The organism is Pseudomonas putida, assembly GCF_002906855.1.
Classification (GTDB): domain Bacteria; phylum Pseudomonadota; class Gammaproteobacteria; order Pseudomonadales; family Pseudomonadaceae; genus Aquipseudomonas; species Aquipseudomonas putida_N.
The window spans coordinates 124,707-144,244 of record NZ_MINI01000028.1; the positions used below are offsets into that span (position 1 = coordinate 124,707).

Annotated in this window: 15 protein-coding genes and 1 pseudogene; 8 read left to right on the forward strand and 8 right to left on the reverse strand. The window is 63.8% G+C overall.

Annotated features, from left to right (window positions below; genetic code table 11):
* Window positions 1-5 precede the first annotated feature (5 nt).
* From BGP85_RS00900 to BGP85_RS00915, 4 genes are all read left to right on the forward strand, one after another.
* Entirely contained in the window at window positions 6-509 is a 504-nt protein-coding gene (locus tag BGP85_RS00900; protein WP_103448122.1) for a Csu type fimbrial protein, read from the forward strand.
* Between the two features lie 40 nt (window positions 510-549).
* The gene (locus tag BGP85_RS00905; RefSeq protein ID WP_103448121.1) at window positions 550-1,326 is read left to right on the forward strand and encodes a fimbrial biogenesis chaperone; all 777 of its coding nucleotides are present in this window, start codon (window positions 550-552) and stop codon (window positions 1,324-1,326) included.
* 108 nt (window positions 1,327-1,434) lie between these two features.
* Entirely contained in the window at window positions 1,435-3,732 is a 2,298-nt protein-coding gene (locus BGP85_RS00910) for a fimbria/pilus outer membrane usher protein (RefSeq protein ID WP_219811531.1), read from the forward strand.
* Entirely contained in the window at window positions 3,723-4,688 is a 966-nt protein-coding gene (locus BGP85_RS00915) for a Csu type fimbrial protein (RefSeq protein ID WP_103448119.1), read from the forward strand. The genes BGP85_RS00910 and BGP85_RS00915 overlap by 10 nt, the downstream gene beginning before the upstream one ends.
* Before the next feature lie 121 nt (window positions 4,689-4,809).
* Here BGP85_RS00915 and BGP85_RS00920 read toward each other — a convergent pair whose 3' ends face one another.
* On the reverse strand, window positions 4,810-5,958 hold the full coding sequence (locus BGP85_RS00920; protein WP_103448118.1) for a M14 family metallopeptidase: 1,149 nt from the start codon (window positions 5,956-5,958) through the stop codon (window positions 4,810-4,812).
* A 197-nt stretch (window positions 5,959-6,155) separates the two neighbouring features.
* Between BGP85_RS00920 and BGP85_RS00925 the strand changes: the two are divergent.
* Window positions 6,156-7,169, forward strand: a pseudogene (locus tag BGP85_RS00925) (MFS transporter); the annotation flags it as partial.
* Between the two features lie 10 nt (window positions 7,170-7,179).
* On the opposite strand, the gene BGP85_RS00930 reads toward BGP85_RS00925, so the two are convergent.
* Both BGP85_RS00930 and BGP85_RS00935 read right to left on the reverse strand, forming a co-directional pair.
* On the reverse strand, window positions 7,180-7,695 hold the full coding sequence (locus BGP85_RS00930; RefSeq protein WP_103448117.1) for a DUF4880 domain-containing protein: 516 nt from the start codon (window positions 7,693-7,695) through the stop codon (window positions 7,180-7,182).
* Window positions 7,696-8,141: 446 nt separating this feature from the next.
* Window positions 8,142-8,453 carry a DUF6124 family protein gene (locus tag BGP85_RS00935; RefSeq protein WP_103448116.1) on the reverse strand — a complete coding sequence of 104 codons (312 nt, stop codon included), beginning with the start codon at window positions 8,451-8,453 and terminating at the stop codon, window positions 8,142-8,144.
* A 130-nt stretch (window positions 8,454-8,583) separates the two neighbouring features.
* Here BGP85_RS00935 and BGP85_RS00940 point away from each other — a divergent pair, with 130 nt between their 5' ends.
* On the forward strand, window positions 8,584-9,237 hold the full coding sequence (locus BGP85_RS00940; protein WP_103448115.1) for a LexA family protein: 654 nt from the start codon (window positions 8,584-8,586) through the stop codon (window positions 9,235-9,237).
* Between the two features lie 350 nt (window positions 9,238-9,587).
* Here the strand turns inward: BGP85_RS00940 and BGP85_RS00945 are convergent, their stop codons facing one another.
* The 4 genes from BGP85_RS00945 to BGP85_RS00960 are packed head-to-tail and all read right to left on the reverse strand — an operon-like array spanning window position 9,588 to window position 15,146.
* The gene (locus BGP85_RS00945; RefSeq protein ID WP_103448114.1) at window positions 9,588-11,540 is read right to left on the reverse strand and encodes an acetyl/propionyl/methylcrotonyl-CoA carboxylase subunit alpha; all 1,953 of its coding nucleotides are present in this window, start codon (window positions 11,538-11,540) and stop codon (window positions 9,588-9,590) included.
* Window positions 11,537-12,352, reverse strand: coding sequence for a gamma-carboxygeranoyl-CoA hydratase (locus tag BGP85_RS00950; protein ID WP_103448113.1), 816 nt, complete (start codon window positions 12,350-12,352; stop codon window positions 11,537-11,539). The genes BGP85_RS00945 and BGP85_RS00950 overlap by 4 nt, the downstream gene beginning before the upstream one ends.
* Before the next feature lie 3 nt (window positions 12,353-12,355).
* Window positions 12,356-13,963, reverse strand: coding sequence for a carboxyl transferase domain-containing protein (locus tag BGP85_RS00955; RefSeq protein ID WP_103448112.1), 1,608 nt, complete (start codon window positions 13,961-13,963; stop codon window positions 12,356-12,358).
* A 19-nt stretch (window positions 13,964-13,982) separates the two neighbouring features.
* On the reverse strand, window positions 13,983-15,146 hold the full coding sequence (locus BGP85_RS00960) for an isovaleryl-CoA dehydrogenase (RefSeq protein ID WP_103448111.1): 1,164 nt from the start codon (window positions 15,144-15,146) through the stop codon (window positions 13,983-13,985).
* A 205-nt stretch (window positions 15,147-15,351) separates the two neighbouring features.
* Here BGP85_RS00960 and BGP85_RS00965 point away from each other — a divergent pair, with 205 nt between their 5' ends.
* Complete coding sequence (locus BGP85_RS00965; RefSeq protein WP_103448110.1) at window positions 15,352-17,031, forward strand: AMP-binding protein; 1,680 nt, start codon at window positions 15,352-15,354, stop codon at window positions 17,029-17,031.
* A gap of 156 nt (window positions 17,032-17,187) precedes the next feature.
* On the opposite strand, the gene BGP85_RS28805 is transcribed toward BGP85_RS00965, so the two are convergent.
* Complete coding sequence (locus BGP85_RS28805; protein WP_181004509.1) at window positions 17,188-17,349, reverse strand: hypothetical protein; 162 nt, start codon at window positions 17,347-17,349, stop codon at window positions 17,188-17,190.
* Between the two features lie 140 nt (window positions 17,350-17,489).
* Between BGP85_RS28805 and BGP85_RS00970 the strand changes: the two genes are divergently transcribed.
* Window positions 17,490-19,508 (forward strand): alpha-1,4-glucan--maltose-1-phosphate maltosyltransferase, encoded by a 2,019-nt coding sequence (locus BGP85_RS00970; RefSeq protein ID WP_103448109.1) that lies wholly within the window; start codon window positions 17,490-17,492, stop codon window positions 19,506-19,508.
* The last annotated feature ends 30 nt before the right edge of the window (window positions 19,509-19,538 follow it).

Below are 19,538 nucleotides of genomic sequence, written 5' to 3' on the forward strand. Positions count from 1 at the left end.
CCGCCATGCGCGCCTGGCTCGGTGGTTGCCTGACGGGGCTCGGCCTGTTGCTGGCCACGCCTCTGGATGCGGCGACCAGCAGTACTTTCCAGGTGAGCGCGCAGATCGTTGCCGGTTGCCTGGTGGTGGGTGGGGTGACCAGCTATGGCGTGCTCGATTTCGGCACCCAGTCGGCGCTGTCCACCGGCATTCTCAGTACCTCGCTGGGCGGTACCACGGTGACCTTCCAGTGCACCCCCGGGGTGACCCTGAACATGAGCCTGGACGGTGGCCAGAACAGCGCCAGTGGTACGCGCAACCTCAAACGCACGGGCGGCACGCAGGTGCTGGCCTACCAGTTGTACCAGGACGCAGCTTACAGCCAGGCCCTGGGCATTGGCCAGAGCGTGGCGGTGAGCTACACCGACGCCACGGCCATCAAGTTGCCGGTGTATGGCCGTACCCAGTTGCCCGGCACCTTGCCGGCCGGGACCTACACCGATGTGGTGCAAGTATCGGTGACCTGGTGAACACACCAGCACCCAAGAAAAAGAGACCAAGGAGAGCGGTATGGGGGTAGGCGCGAAGTGGGCGCAAGGTGTGATCGGTTTGTTGCTGTTGGCGAGCCTGCCGGCGGGGGCAGCCACCTCGGTGCTGATCTGGCCGATCGACCCGGTGCTGGAGGCTGACCAGAAGGCCGGTGCGCTGTGGCTGGAGAACCGTGGCACGGCGCCGGCGAGTCTGCAGGTGCGGGTGTTCGCCTGGCGCCAAGGCGACTACCAGGAACAGTTCCAGGCCCAACGCGAAATCATCGGCAGCCCGCCTGTAGCCACCATTCCCCCGGGGCAGAAGCAACTGATCCGCCTGACCCGCACTGGCAGCTCGCCGGTCGGCCAGGAGCAGGCCTACCGCATCATCATCGATGAAATCCCTTCGCCATTGCCGACCGATGCCGCCAGTCAGGGCACCACGGCGGCGATCCGCCTGCAGATGCGCTATTCGGTGCCGCTGTTCGTCTATGGCGAAGGGCTGTGGGGCAAGGCCGACCCGCAAGGCAAGCGCAATGCCGACGGTGTCGGCAAGCCGCAGCTCAGCTGGCGCCCGGTGATGGTGCAAGGCAAGCCCTATGTGGAGATGCGCAATACCGGCCCGGTACATGCACGCCTGACCGATGTGGTGGTGCAGCACGGTGGCCAGGGTAAACCCTTGGCCGAAGGCCTGCTTGGCTATGTGCTGCCCGGTGCCAGCATGCGCTGGCCGGCACCGGTTGCGCCGAACGCTGGCAGCGTGATCAAGGGGAGGGTGAACGGTCAGGAAACGGCCGAAGCGATCCGGCAAGGGCAATGAGCCCGCCGCTGAATGAAGGGCAGGGGCCATGGAGGACCTGGCAATGGTCGGAATCCGTGTGTGAGATGGCTGTCGCGGGCTTCGCGCCGCTGGTGCCTGGGGCTGACCTTGTTCAGCCCCTGCCTGGTGCTGGCCGACGACCTGCCACCACCGCCCAGCGAAACCACTGCCATCGCCGACGCCACGCTGTACCTCGACCTGCTGGTGAACCAGATGCCCAGGGCTGAGCTGGTGCCCGTTCAGCAGCGTGCCGGCCGCCTGTTCCTGGACAGCGACGTGCTGCGTGGCCTGGGTGTCAAGCTGCCGGGCAACCCGCAAGGTGAAGTGGCGCTGGACGCTGTGGCAGGCTTGCACACCGATTACGACAGCCAGAACCAGCGTTTGCTGCTGCAAGTGCCACCAGCCTGGCTGCCGGACCAGCAGGTCGGTGACCGTGGCCTGTACCCGGCCAGCGAGGCGCGCAGCAGCTTCGGCGCCTTGTTCAACTACGACCTGTACCTCAACGACACTGATGATGGCGGTTCCTACCTGGCCGCCTGGAACGAACTGCGCCTGTTCGACAGCTGGGGCACGTTCTCGACCACCGGCCAGTGGCGCCAGTCGTTCAACGGTGCGCAGAGCGATGCCAACCGCCAGGGCTTCCTGCGCTACGACACCACCTGGCGATTTACCGACGAGCAGCGCCTGCTGACCTATGAGGCCGGCGACTTCGTCACCGGGGCATTACCCTGGACCAGCTCGGTGCGGGTCGGAGGCATTCAATTGTCTCGTGACTTTGGCGCGCGTCCGGACCTGGTGACCTATCCCTTGCCGGCCTTTGCCGGCGAAGCGGCAGTGCCAACCTCGCTGGACCTGTTCATCAATGGCTACAAGTCCAGCACCACCGAATTGCAGCCCGGTCCCTACACCCTGACCAACGTGCCGTTCATCAACGGCGCGGGCGAGGCAGTGGTGGTAACCACCGATGCCCTGGGCCGGCAGGTGTCCACTACCTTGCCGTTCTATGTCACCAGCAGCCTGTTGCAAAAAGGCCTGTCGGACTTCTCGGTGGCTGCCGGCAGCCTGCGCCGTGACTATGCCGTGGAAGATTTCGGCTACGGAACCGGCGTCGCCTCGGCCAGCCTGCGCCACGGCGTCAGCGACAGCTTTACCCTGGAAACCCACGTCGAAACCGCCGAGTCGCTGCTGCTCGGCGGCCTGGGCGGCAACATGCGCCTGGGCACTTTCGGCGTGCTCAATGCGGCCTTGGCGCAGAGCCGGTTCGAGGGGGAGCAGGGCCACCAGGTCGCCCTCGGCTACCAGTACAACAGCCAGCGCATCGGCTTCAGCTATCAGCGCCTGCAGCGGTACGGCGAGTACTCGGACCTGACCCGGGTCGACCTCCCCGATATGCAACTGAGCCAGCGCAGCGAGCAGGTGACCCTGAGCGTCAACCTCGACCAGTACGGCAGCCTCGGCGCCGGCTATTTCGATGTGCGCGCTGGCGACGACACGCGCACCCGGTTGATCAACCTGAGCTGGAGCAAGCCGCTGTGGGGCAACAGCAGCCTGTACCTGTCGGCCAACCGCGAGGTCGGCGACAGCAGCTGGGCGGTACAGGCGCAGGTGGTGATTCCGTTCGACTTCGGCAGCACCCTGGCGGTGAGCACCGAACGCAGCAAAGATGGAGAAAGCCTGCAACGGGTCAACTACAGCCGCGCCGTGCCGGTGGGCGGTGGCGTCGGCTACAACCTCGGCTATGCCAGCGGCAGCGACCGCGATGCCTACCACCAGGCCGACGTCACCTGGCGCCTGCAATCGGTGCAGTTGCAGGCCGGGGTGTACGGCAGCAGCGGCGAGATGACCCGCTGGGCCGACGCCAGTGGCTCGTTGGTGTGGATGGACGCCGGGATATTCGCCGCCAACCGCATCGACGATGCCTTCGTGGTGGTCAGCACCAGTGGCTACGCCGACGTGCCGGTGCGTTACGAAAACCAGGAAATCGGCCGCACCGACCGTAGCGGCCACCTGCTGGTGCCGTACAGCAGCGGCTACTACCGCGGCAAGTACGAGATCGACCCGATGAACCTGCCGCCTGATGTGTTGGCTGCCGAGGTGGAGCAACGGGTGGCGGTGCGCCGCGGTAGCGGCTACCTGCTGGAGTTCCCGCTCAAGCGCGTGCTGGCGGCGAGCATCGAGTTGGTCGATAGCCATCAGCAACCGCTGAAGCTCGGCAGTACGGTCACCCACCAGGAAAGCGACAGCCAGGCGGTGGTCGGTTGGGATGGCTTGGTGTACCTGGAGAACCTGTCGCCGCACAACCGCCTGCAGGTGGCGTTGGAGGGGGGCGGGCAGTGCCAGGTCGAATTCGATCTGCCGGAATCGGCAGGCTCGATTCCGCTGATTGGTCCGCTGGTATGCAGATGAAAGGCCTGTTGTGCAGCCTGCTGCTGCTGCCGGCTGGATCGGCCTGGGCGCTGTGCTCGTCGGTGGCAACCCAGCCAGCGGGATTCGGCACGGTCAACTCGACCCTGGTGCGTACCACGGTACAGAGCGCGTCAAGCACCAACGCCGGGTTGCAGTGCACCGGGTCGCTACTGAGCCTGCTCAGCTCCACCGACCACTTCTACGCCACCATCACGCCCGCCACTGGTGGACTGGTCGGCCCTACCGGCGACGTCATTCCGTACACCCTGTACGCCGACAACAGCACCAGCTATCCGATCACCCGCGGCGTTGCCTTTGACTTCGCCCGTAATGGCATCCTCGATCTGCTGGGGTTGCTAAATGGCACCACACCCAAGTCCGTGCCGCTGTACATGAGGACCCAGGTCGGCAGCAACGTCGCCGCAGGTTTGTACCAGGAGACCCTGACCATCGCCTGGAGCTGGAACTACTGCTCGGGGATCGGCGTTGGCAGCATCTGCCTGGGGCGCGACATAGGTTCGGGCAGCCAGACCCTGAGCGTAAGCCTGACGGTCAGCAACGATTGCCAGATCACCACGCCCAACATCAGCTTCGGCAGCGCGCCGGTAGTGGCGGGGTTCGGTACCGTGAGCCAAAGCGTGAGTCTGTCGTGCACCAAGGGGAGTGCCTACACAGTGGGCTTGAACGATGGGGAGAATGTGTCGGGCGGGCGGCGGCGGATGAAGTCCACGGCCGGCAACTACCTGGCCTATGACATCTTCAAGAGCGCCGGTACCGTGCGCTGGGGCTCGCTGACCACGGCCAGGCGCTCCAGCAGCGATGCCGATGTGAACCCCGGAAACGGGACCGGGACGGGGAGCCAGGTGTTCAACTACAACGCCAAGGTCTATACCGACCAGGCGACACCGCCAGCGGCGAGTTACCTCGACAATGTGATTCTTGATGTGCAGTTCTGAGGGGGCAGTCCTGTGCTGGCCTCTTCGCGGGACAAGCCCGCTCCTGCACGAGCCGCGTCGCCCTCAAGCGCTGCGCGGTCCCTGTAGGAGCGGGCTTGCCCCGCGAAGAGGCCGAACCTGCTCAGCGCAGGTCGTCGACCATCTTCAGCAAGGTCTCCAGCACCGCCCCGGCCAACGCCTTGGACCGCGCCCCTGACCACTGGGCCACCGGCTCCGGCGCATCGTCATGGTCCTTGAACGGCATCTCCAGGGTCAGCGACAGGCAGTCATAGGCCATCCCCACCGCATTGCACGCCAGCGTGGTATTCGCCTGGCCCGGCTCGTCCCGGGTATAGCCATGCACCGTCTGGAAGTCCTGGGTCACGCTGCACAAGGTCGTGCGGAACTGCTCTTCCAGCTTGGCCAGCCGCGGCGTGTACCCTGGGTTGCCCTCACAGGCCGCCGTGAACACATGGGGGATTTCCTCGTCCCCATGCACATCGATGAACGCATCCACGCCGTACTGCTTCATCTGCGCCTGGGCGAAGAACACCTCCGGGCTGAACTCGACACTGGCATCCTGCCACGCCCGGTTCAGGTCCTTGCCCTTGAAATTGGTGCGCAGGTGGCCGAGGAAGGCGCCGTCCGGGTTCATGTTCGGGATCAGGTACAGGTCGGCCTTTTCCAGCAGTTTCTGAACGGTTGGGTCATTGGCTTGCAGCCGGTCGATCACCCCTTCCATGAACCACTCGGCCATGTGCTCGCCCGGGTGCTGCTGGGCAATCAGCCACAGCTTGCGCTTGCCCGCCGCGCCGTCGCCTGCGCGCAGCAGCGGGATATCCCGCCCTTGCACGCTTCGGCCGTGGGCCAGCAGCTCGACGCCAGAGATCTGCTGGGCACGTTCGATCAGCTGGTTGTGGCGGGCACGCTGGTAGGGCTCGAAGTAGGCGAACCAGACCTGCTCCTGCTCGGCCTTGAGCTCGAACGACAGCGCCTTGCCATCGAACTGGCTCGGCACGCGGAACCAGGTCTGCTGGTCGTAGGAGGCCACGGCGTTGTAGCCGCTCCAGGCGTTCTTGTAGGAAGACTCGCTGGCGTTGTCCAGGCTGAAGCGATGGACCTGACCCGGGGTGAGGCCGCTGACCTTGAAGTGGAACCACTGGAAGTGGCCGCTGTTCGTGTCCGGGCGGATGGCCAGGTGCACCTGGGCCGGGTTGCTGGCATCCAGGACCTGGATGTTGCCGGAATCGAAATCGCAGTCGATTTGCAGGGGGGACAGCGTCACGGTCATGGGCGGGCTCCTTGGGATTTGTTGTGGGGGTACTGTACACCGCTTGAGAGGGACGTGTGGGGGTGAGTATTAGGCTCACGAAACTAGGGTGGTAGAAGTTTCCTACAGATATTTAGGGATATTCGCTCTGTATTTTGCCTTGTGCATCTTGCTCGAATACATCCTAGTTACTCCATTTGAAACTGAGGGTTGGCTATATGAATAGGCGAGGCGCTTCGCAGTCCACTAGGGATTATGCTTTATTGCTCCTCCTCATCACTCTTCTGGGTGTATTCCCGCTAGATGTCATTTTGCCCTCTGTCCCTTTGTTGGCCCAGCACTTTGGTGTCGATGCAGGATACATTGCGTATTCGATCAGCCTGTTCGCTATCGGTGTGGCCATTTCTCAAACCATCATCGGCCCGCTTTCTGACCGGGTGGGGCGAAAGCGACTACTGATTGCTGGTCTGGTGGTTTCCGTTGCAGGTGCGGTGGGGTGCATCCTCACATCCAGTTACGAAGGCTTCATGGCTTTTCGTTTACTACAGGCGGTGGGATGCGGGTGCTTCGTACTTAGCCAGGCGCTAGTGCAGGATAAGTTCAGTGGCCATCAGCGCAATGCGATGCGTATTTTGATGACCAGCGCAAGTGGCTTGTTTATTTCTTTGTCGCCGCTTGCAGGCAGCGTGCTCCAGCAGTATTTCGGGTGGGCAGGCAGCTTTCAGGTCTTTGTGGTGCTAGCCGTTGTTATGCTGGTGCTTGTCTTGAAGTTACTGCAAGAGAAGCCGATATCACCTGGCGGTGCAGGCGTATTGAGGAGTTATCAGGTTTTGCTCGAGGATCGCGCGTTTCTCGTAAGCTCGCTATTTTCGTGCATGGCATTCGCCTGCCATTTTTCATTTGTGGTCGTCTCCCCATTGCTACTCATCGAGCAACTTGGCCTGGCGGAGTTCGCCTTCTCCATGGTCTTTCTCGGATATGGGTTGGCCTACCTGATTGGCGGCTTCATTGCCAGCTGGCTGAACGGCCGCATCGCGATGCATGCGCAGGTGGGTTGGGGATTCGCACTCATCGGTCTGGCTGGGCTTGCGCTCTGCCTGGTTATCACCCTGCATGACCTTGGGGTTTTCAGCCTTCTGCTTCCTTTGGTGCTCTGTACCATCGGTACAACCGTCGTGCGGCCATCGGCAACGAGCCATGCGCTGGGGTTACACCCGGAGCGTGCAGGTGCTGCGGCCTCGCTCAGGCCCAATACCCGAATAACAGTAGGGCAGCCAAGCCCAAACCAACCGCCACCGAACACCCACCCACCGAAATCGCTGCACGCCCTTGCTGATACCAGCCATCCTGCCCAAGCTCCCGCGCCGGGGCGAGCAGGCTGCGCCAGCGCAGTTCGGTGTCATGAAACGCTTGCAGGTGCGCAGGTGCCGCATCCAGCCAGCGGCGAAAATCGATGCGCTCGCACGATGTCACGTCTGGGCTCTGCAACCGCACATACCATTGCCCGGCCACACTGGCCAACGCATCCCCGCGTGGTTGCGCCACTTGCAGGGCCTGGTTCATGTTGCGTTCGATGCTGAGCATCGGGAGGTCGAGGCGCTCGGCAATGCTGGCAAAGTCCAGCTGATCGAGGCGGTTGAGCAGGAACACTTGCTGCACGCGCCGGGGCAGGCGCTTGAGTGCGAACAGCAGCGCAGTCTCGGCAGCCTGCTCGCTGGAAGGCGTGGGGTGCTCAAGGGGCAGCAGCAGACGGCTCATGGACAGCTCCTTGCTCGGGGTAGGGGTGGGGGCATCGTCCTTGATGCAGAAACAGCGTAGTCAAAACGAGATTGATTCTCAAGTGCTGGTTCCGCAAAGATTTGTAATGAGCATTCACGCTCTGAAACACTTTTGCTATCATGCGCGCCATCAACGATCTTCATTAGCCTGAAGAGCCAAAAAAAAATGACCCGGCAAAAAGCCGGGTCAAAAACCGTGATTAGCCTGATGAGGAGATAATCTGGAGCGACCTAAGCTCCGGATTATCCAGCAGATCTTGCGATCAGCTGAGTGCAATAATAATCGTTATCATTTGCCAGTCAAATGAATTTTCATTTATCCGGTAAAAAAGTTTTACCGGTGCGCTTCCTGTCCCGGCAATCGGGGCCTCTCGCCGGTGCCTTTCCTGGCTAGCTGGCTATCACGTTTCTCCCTTCTTCTTGTACCTACAGCCCGTTCTGCAGGGCGCGTTTGTGCTCCAGCAGGGCCCTGGCCATATCGATCATGTGCATCAGCGCGAACGTCAGCTCGCGGGTGCTGCCTTCCTGATGGGTTGCGGTTTCGTGGGCGGTGGCGGCGGCACAGCGGAGTAATTCGATGGCGTGGTCCTGAGCCTGCTCGGCGGTGACGCCGGCGTGCAGGGTCCAGATCTGGTTGTGCGCGCTGGGGCGCGTGGGGTTGGGGTTCAGGTAGTAATCGAGGGCGCGGCGGGCCGCTTCGCTGTCGAGATCTGTTACGTCGTTTTTCGTTGGTTTCATCGCGATACCTGCTGAGTTCCTTTCCAACACAATGAATCCACAGGGTAGGTCAATCTGTACTATTTATCTTGATTGAGATAATTCAGGATGTGTATTGAAGCGGCTAATACAGTCCGTATTGTTTGCGCTCATGGAAAACTGGAACGCATTTCTCAAGCGCTACAAGCGCGAACACAACCTCAGCCAGCTAAAGCTCGCGGAGCGCCTGGCCATGACTCAAGGCGGCGTCGGCCACTGGCTGCGTGGAACCCGACGGCCGACGCTGGCGACCATCAATGAAAAGCTGGACAAGCTCGGGCTGGTGTACCTGGAGGCCCAGGTGATGGTGGTGGAGCGCGACATGGTGCGCGAACCTCAGGCTACCTATGCTGCCGAGAGGCCTTTGTCAGCTGAGGCGTTGCGCTATGCGAGCTTTCGTTTCCCGGTGCTGACGTGGGCAGATCTGCAGGGGCCATTACCAGAGACCAGCGAAATCAGCGAGCAGACCGACTATATGCCGGCGGGTAATGCTTTCTGGCTGGCGGTGGAAAACGATTCGATGAATGCGGCCAGTGGCAAGAGTGTGCCGGAGGGTATGCGCATTCTGGTTGATACCGGGCTGCCAGCGGAGCCGGGCAGGTTGGTCATTGCTCGACAGCCTGGGCGCTCGGCGGTTCTGAGGCAATTGATCGAGGAGGGCGGGGAGCGCATGTTGAAGCCGCTCAATACCCGTTATCCGACGGTGTTGTGCGAGGAGAGCTGCGAGTTTCTCGGGGTGGTGGTGCGGGTGCACGGGGCCTTCTAGAGGGTCGAGTAGGGCGTTGTGTTCAATTGGGGCTGGCAGGTGCATGCCAACAGATTTTCAGCGCCTGTGAGATCGAGCGCCGCCCGCGCGGCGCATCGCGAGCTGCGCTTGCTTCTACGTTTGTTTTTGGCCAGTAACGCCTGTGACAGCCACGCGCGACCGCCTTGTTTGTACGACGCGATATCGCGCCATGCGCCAAAGCGTTCGCGCGCAAATCCCCCAGCAATAATTGGCCCGAAACAATCGTAGGAGCGAGCGCAGCTCGCGATGCGCCGCGCGGGCGGCGCTCGATCTCACAGGCGCTACAGAAACCGCGACAGGCCCCCTCGGCCGTCACCCAACGCACCGCCTTACTCTGTCAATTCGACCAATACCGTCCCTTCGCTGACCATATCCCCTTCCTCACAGAACAGCGCCTTCACGGTCCCGCCATGGGGCGCGCGAATACTGTGCTCCATCTTCATCGCCTCCAGCACCACCAGTGCCGTTCCCGCCTCAACCACCTGCCCAGGCTCCACCAGCACCCGCACAATGCTGCCGTTCATGGGAGCCCCAAGCCCGCCCTGATGGCTGTGGCTGGCCTCGGCCTCGGCAATCGGGTCGAAGGCTTCGACGCCATGCACCTCGCCATCCCAGCGCAGGAACAGCGTGCCACCGCGACGTACCGCCAGATAGCGGCGACGGACACCGTCCTGGTCATGGCCCAGCTGTTCGCCATCCAACTGCCAGGCCGAAGCGGCGCTGCGCTCCAGGGCAACCGACTGGCTTTCGCCACCACTCACCAGATGCAGGCTGCTGCGCGCCGGCAGCCCCAGGCGCAGGCCATTGCGCTCAGCCCATGGTGAGCGTGCATCGTCAGCCCGTTGATGCGGCGCCTGGCCTTGTAGCCAGGCTTCTGCTGCGGCCTCCCAGAAGCCCGCAGGCAATGCCTGAGGTGTTGGCAGCAGTACGTCCTGATGGCGGGGAATGAAGCCAGTGTCCAGTTCCGCCGCTGCAAACGCAGGGTGGGCGAGGATGCGGCGCAGGAAGGCAATGTTGGTCTTCAGCCCACCAATGGCGAATTCATCAAGCATCGCCAGCAAACGCAGGCGCGCCTGCTCGCGGTCCCGGCCCCAGGCGATCAGCTTGCCCAGCATCGGGTCGTAGAACGGCGACACCATATCGCCCTCGCTGACCCCGCTGTCCACCCGACGGCCTTCGCCCGCTGCCGACTCGCGATACAGCGTGAGCGTGCCAGTGGCCGGCAGGAAATCGTTGGCCGGGTCTTCGGCATACAGCCGCACCTCGATGGCATGGCCGATCAGCGGCACTTGGTCCTGGGTGATCGGCAGCGGCTCGCCGCAAGCCACGCGAATCTGCCAGGCCACCAGGTCGAGGCCGGTGATGGCTTCGGTGACCGGGTGCTCGACCTGCAGGCGGGTGTTCATCTCCATGAAGAAGAACTCGCCACGGGCATCAAGCAGGAACTCGACGGTGCCAGCACCGACGTAACCGATGGCCTGGGCCGCGCGGACCGCTGCCTGGCCCATGGCCTGGCGCAGCTCGGCGGACAGACCCGGCGCGGGCGCTTCCTCAACCACCTTCTGGTGTCGGCGCTGGATCGAGCAGTCACGCTCGTTGAGGTACAGGCAGTTGCCGTGCTGGTCGGCGAACACCTGGATTTCCACATGGCGTGGCTTGAGCACGTACTTTTCCACCAGCATGCGCGCATCGCCGAACGACGACTGTGCTTCACGCTGTGCCGAGGCCAGGGCGTCGGCCAGTTGGCTTTCGTCCTCGACCACTTTCATGCCCTTGCCACCACCCCCGGCGCTGGCCTTGAGCAGTACCGGATAGCCAATGCGCTCGGCGGCGGCGCGGAAAGTATCCAGATCTTGCGCTTCACCGTGGTAGCCGGGCACCAGCGGCACCCCGGCGTCTTCCATCAAAGCCTTGGCCGCCGACTTGCTGCCCATGGCATCGATGGCGCTGGCCGGTGGCCCGAGGAAGATCAGCCCGGCCTGTTCGATGGCGCGGGCAAAACCCGCGTTCTCGGACAGGAAACCGTAGCCAGGGTGGATGGCTTGGGCGCCGCTGGCCTTGGCTGCGGCGAGAATCTTGTCGACCACCAGGTAGCTGTCGGCGGCCTTGCTCCCGCCCAGGTCGACGCGAATATCCGCTTCGCGGCTGTGGCGGGCATCACGGTCGGTGGCGCTGTGCACGGCGACGGTGGTCAGGCCCATGGCCTTGGCGGTGCGCATTACCCGGCAGGCGATTTCGCCACGGTTGGCGACCAGCAGGGTGGTCAAAGCGGGGCGGCTCATGGGCGCGGCTCCTTCTTGTCGTCGGTTTGCCAGGCCGGGCGGCGTTTTTCCAGGAAGGCGCGCAAGCCCTCCTGGCCTTCGGCGCTGACCCGGATGCGGGCGATGGTGTTTTCACAGTAGCGGCGCAGGGCCGGGCTGAGTTCGCCATCGTCCACTTCGCGCAGCAGGTCCTTGGTGGCGCGCAGTGCTTGCGGGCTGTTCTGCAGCATATTGTTCACCCAGGCTTCGACCTGTGCGTCCAGCTCAATGGCCGGGTACACCTCGGCCAGCAGGCCCAGCTCGCGGGCCCGCGCACCGCTGAAACGCTCGGCGGTCAGGGCATAGCGGCGCGCGGCGCGTTCGCCGATGGCTTTGACCACGAACGGGCTTATCACTGCCGGGGCCAGGCCGATGCGCACTTCCGACAGGCACAGCTGGGCGTCTTCGGCGCCAATGGCCATGTCACAGCAACTGATCAGGCCCAGCGCGCCGCCGAAGGCCGCGCCTTGTACCACGGCCAGGGTCGGCGCCTTGAGGCGGTGCAGGGCATACATCAGCTCGCCGAGCTCGCGGGCATCATCCAGGTTGGTGTTGAAGTCCAGTTGCGCCGATTGCTGCATCCAGGCCAGGTCGGCACCGGCGCTGAAGTGCCGGCCGCGGCCGCGCAGCAGCAGGAAGCGCAGGCCGGCGTCTTCGGCCAGCTGGTCGAGGGCAACGATCAGCTCGCGGATCATCAGCGCGTTGAAGGCGTTGTTCTTGTCCTCGCGGCTCAGCCACAGGGTGGCGAAGCCGCGGGGGTCGCGAATCACTTCGAGGGTGCTGAAAGCGCTCATGGGTCACATCCGGAAAATGCCGAAGCGGCTCTGTTCGATCGGTGCGTTCAGCGCGGCGGACAACGCCAGGCCAAGAACGTCGCGGGTTTGCGCCGGGTCGATGACACCGTCGTCCCACAGCCGGGCGCTGGAGTAGTAGGGGTGGCCCTGGTGCTCGTACTGGTCGAGGATAGGCTGCTTGAGCTTGGCCTCGTCCTCGGCGCTGAAGGCCTGGCCGCTGCGTTCGCTTTGCTCACGTTTGACCTGCGCCAGCACCCCGGCGGCCTGTTCGGCGCCCATCACGCCGATGCGCGCATTGGGCCACATCCACAGGAAGCGTGGGTCGTAGGCGCGGCCGCACATGCCGTAGTTGCCGGCGCCAAAGCTGCCGCCGATGATCACCGTGAACTTAGGCACCTGGGCGCAGGCCACGGCGGTGACCAGCTTGGCGCCGTGCTTGGCGATGCCGCCTTCTTCGTACTTCTTGCCGACCATGAAACCGGTGATGTTCTGCAGGAACAGCAGTGGGATGCCGCGCTGGCAGGCCAGTTCGATGAAGTGCGCGCCTTTTTGCGCGGCCTCGGCGAAGAGGATCCCGTTGTTGGCCAGGATTGCCACCGGGTAGCCGTGCAGGTGGGCGAAGCCGCACACCAAGGTGGTACCGAACAGCGCCTTGAATTCATCGAATGCCGAACCGTCGACCAGCCGCGCGATCACTTCGCGCACGTCGAACGGCTGCTTGGCATCGGCCGGCACCACGCCATACAGCTCGTCGGCGTTGTACAGCGGTGCAACCGGCGCCTGGCGCTGCAGCTTGCCGAGCTTGTGCCAGTTGAGGTTGGCCACGCTGCGCCGGGCGATGGCCAAGGCGTGTTCGTCGTTGTCGGCGTAGTGGTCGGCGACGCCGCTGGTGCGGCAGTGCACATCGGCGCCGCCGAGGTCCTCGGCGCTCACCACCTCACCGGTTGCCGCCTTCACCAGCGGCGGCCCGGCGAGGAAGATGGTCGCCTGCTCGCGCACCATGATCGCTTCGTCGGCCATGGCCGGCACATAGGCGCCGCCTGCGGTGCACGAGCCCATCACCACGGCGATCTGCGGGATGCCCAGCGCGCTCATGTTGGCCTGGTTGAAGAAGATCCGCCCGAAGTGCTCGCGGTCGGGGAACACTTCGTCCTGGCGCGGCAGGTTGGCGCCGCCGGAGTCCACCAGGTAGATGCACGGCAGGCGGTTCTGCAGGGCGATGGTCTGTGCGCGCAGGTGCTTCTTCACCGTCAGCGGGTAGTAGGAGCCGCCTTTGACCGTAGCGTCGTTAGCCACGATCATGCATTCCACGCCTTCGACGCGGCCGATGCCGGCGATCACGCCCGCAGCCGGTACGTCTTCGCCGTACACCTCATGGGCGGCCAACTGGCCGATCTCGAGGAACGGCGAGCCCGGGTCGAGCAGGCGGTCGATGCGCTCGCGCGGCAGCAGCTTGCCACGCGAGGTGTGCCGCTCTTGGGCCTTGGGCCCGCCGCCCTGGGCCACCTGGGCGAGCAGACCGCGCAGGGCTTGGACTTGTTCGAGCATGGCCGCGCTATTGCCGGCGAACTCCGCCGAACGCGGGTTGATCTGGGTGTGCAAGGTAGCCATGTGCGCCCGTCCCTCGTGCTCAGCGGGTTTCGTTGAACAGTTCGCGGCCGATCAGCATCCGGCGAATTTCGCTGGTGCCGGCACCGATTTCGTACAGCTTGGCGTCGCGCAGCAGGCGGCCAGCCGGGAATTCGTTGATGTAGCCGTTGCCGCCGAGGATCTGGATCGCTTCCAGGGCCATTTGTGTGGCGCGTTCGGCGGTGTAGAGGATAACCCCGGCGGCGTCCTTGCGGGTGGTCTCGCCACGGTCACAGGCCTGGGCCACGGCATACAGGTAGGCGCGGCTGGCATTGAGCTGGGTGTACATGTCGGCGATCTTGCCCTGGATCAGCTGGAATTCGCCGATGCTCTGGCCAAACTGCTTGCGGTCGTGGATGTACGGCACCACCAGGTCCATGCAGCTTTGCATGATGCCGGTCGGGCCGCCGGAGAGCACCACGCGCTCGTAGTCCAGGCCGCTCATCAGCACGCGCACGCCGCCGTTGAGCTGGCCGAGGATGTTCTCTGCCGGCACTTCGACGCCGTCGAAGAACAGCTCGCAGGTGTTGGAGCCGCGCATGCCCAGCTTGTCGAACTTGTTGCTGCGGCTGAAGCCTTTCCAGTCACGTTCGACGATGAACGCGGTGATGCCGTGGGGGCCCTTGTCCAGGTCGGTCTTGGCGTAGATCACGTAGGTGTTGGCGTCGGGGCCGTTGGTGATCCAGGTCTTGCTGCCATTGAGCACGTAGTGGTCGCCGCGTTTTTCAGCGCGCAGTTTCATCGACACCACGTCGGAACCGGCGTTTGGCTCGCTCATGGCCAGTGCGCCGATGTGCTCGCCGCTGATCAGCTTGGGCAGGTACTTGAGCTTCTGCTCGTGGGTGCCGTTGCGGTTGATCTGGTTGACGCAGAGGTTGGAGTGGGCGCCGTAGGACAGTGCGACAGAGGCCGAGCCGCGGCTGATCTCTTCCATCGACACCACGTGGGCCAGGTAGCCCAGGCCGGCGCCGCCGTATTCTTCCGACACGGTGATACCCAGCAGCCCCATGTCGCCGAACTTGCGCCACATGTCGGCGGGGAACAGGTTGTCATGGTCGATCTGTGCGGCGCGCGGGGCCAGTTCGGCGGCAACGAAGGTGCGCACCTGGTCGCGGAGCATGTCGATGGTTTCGCCCAAGGCGAAGTTCAGGGTGGGGTAATGCATGCTGGGCACCTTGTTGTTCTTGAAATATGGGTAACACCGTAGCTCGCGGATCTGGCGCCGGTGTCATTGATCACCTTTACGTTAACGTAAACCTGCCTTCCGTCACTGTCAATCGGCTCATCACCTTTACGTAAACGTAAATCTGCGCCAGAGTATTCCCAGCTCGCTTCAGCCGTGCCCAGAACAACCACAAGAAGGGACACCCATGAGTCAACCAAGCTATACCTGCGGTCGCCAGGACCAACCGCTGCTGACCCTGACCATCGGCCAGGCCTTCGATGCCACCGTGGCCCGTTGCGCCGACGGCGAAGCGCTGGTGGTGCGCCACCAGGGCCTGCGCTATAGCTGGCGGCAGCTGGCCGAACAGGTCGATGTACATGCCCGTGCCCTGATGGCTCTGGGCGTGAACACCGGCGACCGGGTCGGCATCTGGTCGCCCAACTGCGCCCAGTGGTGCATCCTGCAACTGGCCAGCGCCAAGGTCGGTGCGATCCTGGTCAACATCAACCCGGCCTATCGCGTGGGTGAACTGGAGTACGTGCTACGCCAGTCCGGCTGCCTCTGGCTGGTGTGTGCCGATGCATTCAAGACCTCCGATTACCACGCCATGGTTCAGGAACTGGTACCGGAACTGGCGACCAGCCACCTGGGTGGGCTGGCCAGCGAACGCCTGCCCGAATTGCGTGGGGTGATCAGCCTGGCGGCCAACCCGCCCAGCGGCTTCCTGCCCTGGCCGGCATTGGCCGAGCGGGCAGGGCAGACCTCGACCGAAGCCTATGCGGCGCGTCAGCAAAGCCTGCAGTTCGACCAGCCGGTGAATATCCAGTACACCTCCGGCACCACCGGCGCGCCCAAGGGCGCCACGCTCAGCCACTACAACATCCTCAACAACGGCTTCATGGTCGGCGAGAGCCTGGGCCTGAGCGAACGTGACCGCATGGTGATCCCGGTGCCGCTGTATCACTGCTTCGGCATGGTCATGGCCAACCTCGGCTGCATCACCCACGGCAGCACCATGGTCTACCCCAACGATGCCTTCGACGCCGAACTGACCCTGCGCGCTGTAGCCGAGGAGCGCGCCAGCATCCTCTATGGCGTACCGACCATGTTCATCGCCATGCTCGATCATCCGTCGCGCACGCAACTGGACCTGTCGACCTTGCGTAGCGGCATCATGGCCGGCGCCACGTGCCCGATCGAGGTGATGCGCCGGGTGATCGACCAGATGCACATGGCCGAGGTGCAGATCGCCTATGGCATGACCGAGACTAGCCCGGTGTCGCTGCAGACCGGCCCGGAGGATGAACTGGAACTGCGCGTGACCACCGTCGGCCGTACTCAGCCACAGCTGGAGACCAAGCTGGTGGACGCCGATGGCTGCATCGTCGGCCGTGGCGAGATTGGCGAGCTGTGCACCCGTGGCTACAGCGTGATGCTCGGCTACTGGGACAACCCCCAGGCCACGGCGGACGCCATTGACCCGGCCGGCTGGATGCATTCGGGCGATCTGGCAGTGATGGATGAGCAGGGTCATGTGCGCATCGTCGGGCGCAACAAGGACATGATCATTCGCGGCGGCGAGAACATCTATCCGCGGGAGCTGGAAGAGTTTTTCTACACTCATCCGGCGGTGGCCGATGCGCAGGTAGTCGGCATCCCATGCAGCCGTTATGGCGAGGAGATCGTCGCCTGGATCAAGCTGCATCCGGGGCATAGCGCCACGGTCGAGGAATTGCAGGGCTGGTGCAAGGCGCGCATTGCGCACTTCAAGGTGCCACGGCATTTCCGCTTCGTTGACGAGTTCCCGATGACGGTGACCGGCAAGGTGCAGAAGTTCAGGATGCGCGAGATCAGTGTGGCGGAGGTAGCAGCTTTGGTCGGCTGAGGCCGGAAGTGGTTGGTCGTGGCATTTTTCCTGGTTTCGAGATCGAGCGCCGCCCGCGCGGCGCTCGGTGGCACAGGCGAGATTTTTATACGGCGAACCCACCGCGCGCGCCCTCAATCCATCTCACGCCACCATCTCCCAACAACGGGGCTACCCTTAAGCCTTCACCGGTGGTTCATCACTCGGCGGATCACCCACCGTCGGCGGCATGGTCGGCTTGATCGGCAGCTCGTCCGGGTCTTCTTCCGGTACGGGCGGCGGCAAACTCGGGTCGTCGATGTTGGGATCGGGAGTTTCCGGTGGAATCGGAATGTTCATGGCCTGACCTCGCGTGGATGAATTGAAGAGGTGCTGCAGGCTCTGACCGCTGGCAGTTGCCGTTCGCTCAATTTTTTTGAACCCCACGCCTGTACCCGGCTCTGAACCCTTACCGCCACCAGCCTGAGGGAGCAAGGTCGATGTCACGAAACGAGCCCTTTGAAAGCGTGCCCATGGCGAACGATCACCCGGACCAGGCCATCAGCCTGTCCCAGGCGCTGCTGGCGCCGCGCATCGTGATCGAAGACACCCAACCCGTGCTCGATGCCGGCACCTTCGCCGCCAAGGCCGTCAGCGGCCAGCCGGTCGCCGTCAGCAGCAAGGTCTACGGCGACGGCCACGACCGCCTGGCGGTGGTGCTCAACTGGCGCCAGGCCCACAGCCGCCGCTGGCACTGCGTACCGATGCAGTCGCCGGGCAACGACCTGTGGCTGGCCGAGTTCACCCCCACTGAACTGGGCCCGCACCTGTTCAGCATCGAGGCGTGGATTGACCCGTTCGCCACCTACTGCCACGACCTGGAGAAGAAGTACCACGCCGGGGTCGAGGTCAAGCTGGAGCTGGAAGAGGGCCGGCTGATGCTCGGCCAGGGTATTGACCTCAGCGAAGGCGCGTTGCGCGAGGAGCTCAGCGCCTTGCAGCAGCGGCTGGTTTCGCTCAAGGCCGATGACCAGGTGGCGTTGCTGCTGCACCCTGACACCGCACGGCTGATGGCCGAAGCCGAGCACCGCAGTTACCTGACTCGCAGCGGCGAATTCCCCATCGATGTCGATCGTCCGGCAGCATTGTTCGCCAGCTGGTACGAGCTGTTCCCGCGCTCGATCACCGACAGCCGCGAGCGCCACGGCACCTTCAACGACGTGCACGAACGCCTGCCGATGATCCGCGACATGGGCTTCGATGTGCTGTACTTCCCGCCGATCCACCCGATCGGCACCCAGCACCGCAAGGGCCGCAACAACGCCCTGCGCGCCGAGCCCGGCGACCCCGGCAGCCCCTATGCGATCGGCAGCCCGGAGGGCGGCCATGAGGCCATCCACCCGCAGCTGGGCACCCGTGAGGACTTCCGTCGGCTGGTGGCCGCTGCGGCCGAGCACGGCCTGGAAATCGCCCTGGACTTCGCCATCCAATGCTCCCAGGACCACCCCTGGCTGAAGGAGCACCCCGGCTGGTTCAGCTGGCGCCCCGACGGCACCATTCGCTACGCCGAGAACCCACCGAAGAAGTACCAGGACATCGTCAACGTCGACTTCTACGCCGCCGACGCCGTACCGAGCCTGTGGCTGGCCCTGCGTGACGTGGTGGTCGGCTGGGTCGAGGAGGGCGTGAAGACCTTCCGCGTCGACAACCCGCACACCAAGCCGCTGCCGTTCTGGCAATGGCTGATCGCCAATGTGCGCAGCCAGTACCCCGAGGTGATCTTCCTCGCCGAGGCCTTCACCAAGCCTGCAATGATGGCGCGCCTGGGCAAGGTGGGCTATGCGCAGAGCTACACCTACTTCACCTGGCGCAACAGCAAGCAGGAGCTGCGCGAGTACTTCGAGGAACTCAACCAGCCGCCGTGGTGCCACTGCTACCGGCCGAACTTCTTCGTCAACACGCCGGACATCAACCCCTACTTCCTGCACACCTCGGGCCGTGCCGGGTTCCTCATCCGTGCCGCGCTGGCGACCATGGGCTCGGGTTTGTGGGGCATGTATTCGGGCTTTGAGCTGTGCGAAGGCACGCCGCTGCCGGGCAAGGAGGAGTACCTGGATTCGGAGAAATACGAGATCCGTCCGCGCGACTTCAACCAGCCCGGCAACATCGTCGCCGAGATTGCCCAGCTCAATCGCATCCGTCGGCAGAACCGGGCGTTGCAGACGCACTTGGGTGTGGCGTTCTTCAACTGCTGGAACGACAACATCCTGTATTTCGCCAAGCGCACACCCGAGCGCGACAACTACATCCTGGTGGCAATCAGCCTCGACCCGCACAACGCCCAGGAGGCCAGTTTCGAGCTGCCGTTGTGGGAACTGGGGCTGGATGACAACGCCGACACCCTGGGCGAGGACCTGATGAACGGCCACCGCTGGACCTGGCATGGCAAGACCCAGTGGATGCGCATCGAGCCCTGGCACCAGCCGTTTGGCATCTGGCGCATCGAAAAGGCCCGCTAGCACGGCGCACATCATCCCCTGTGGGAACCT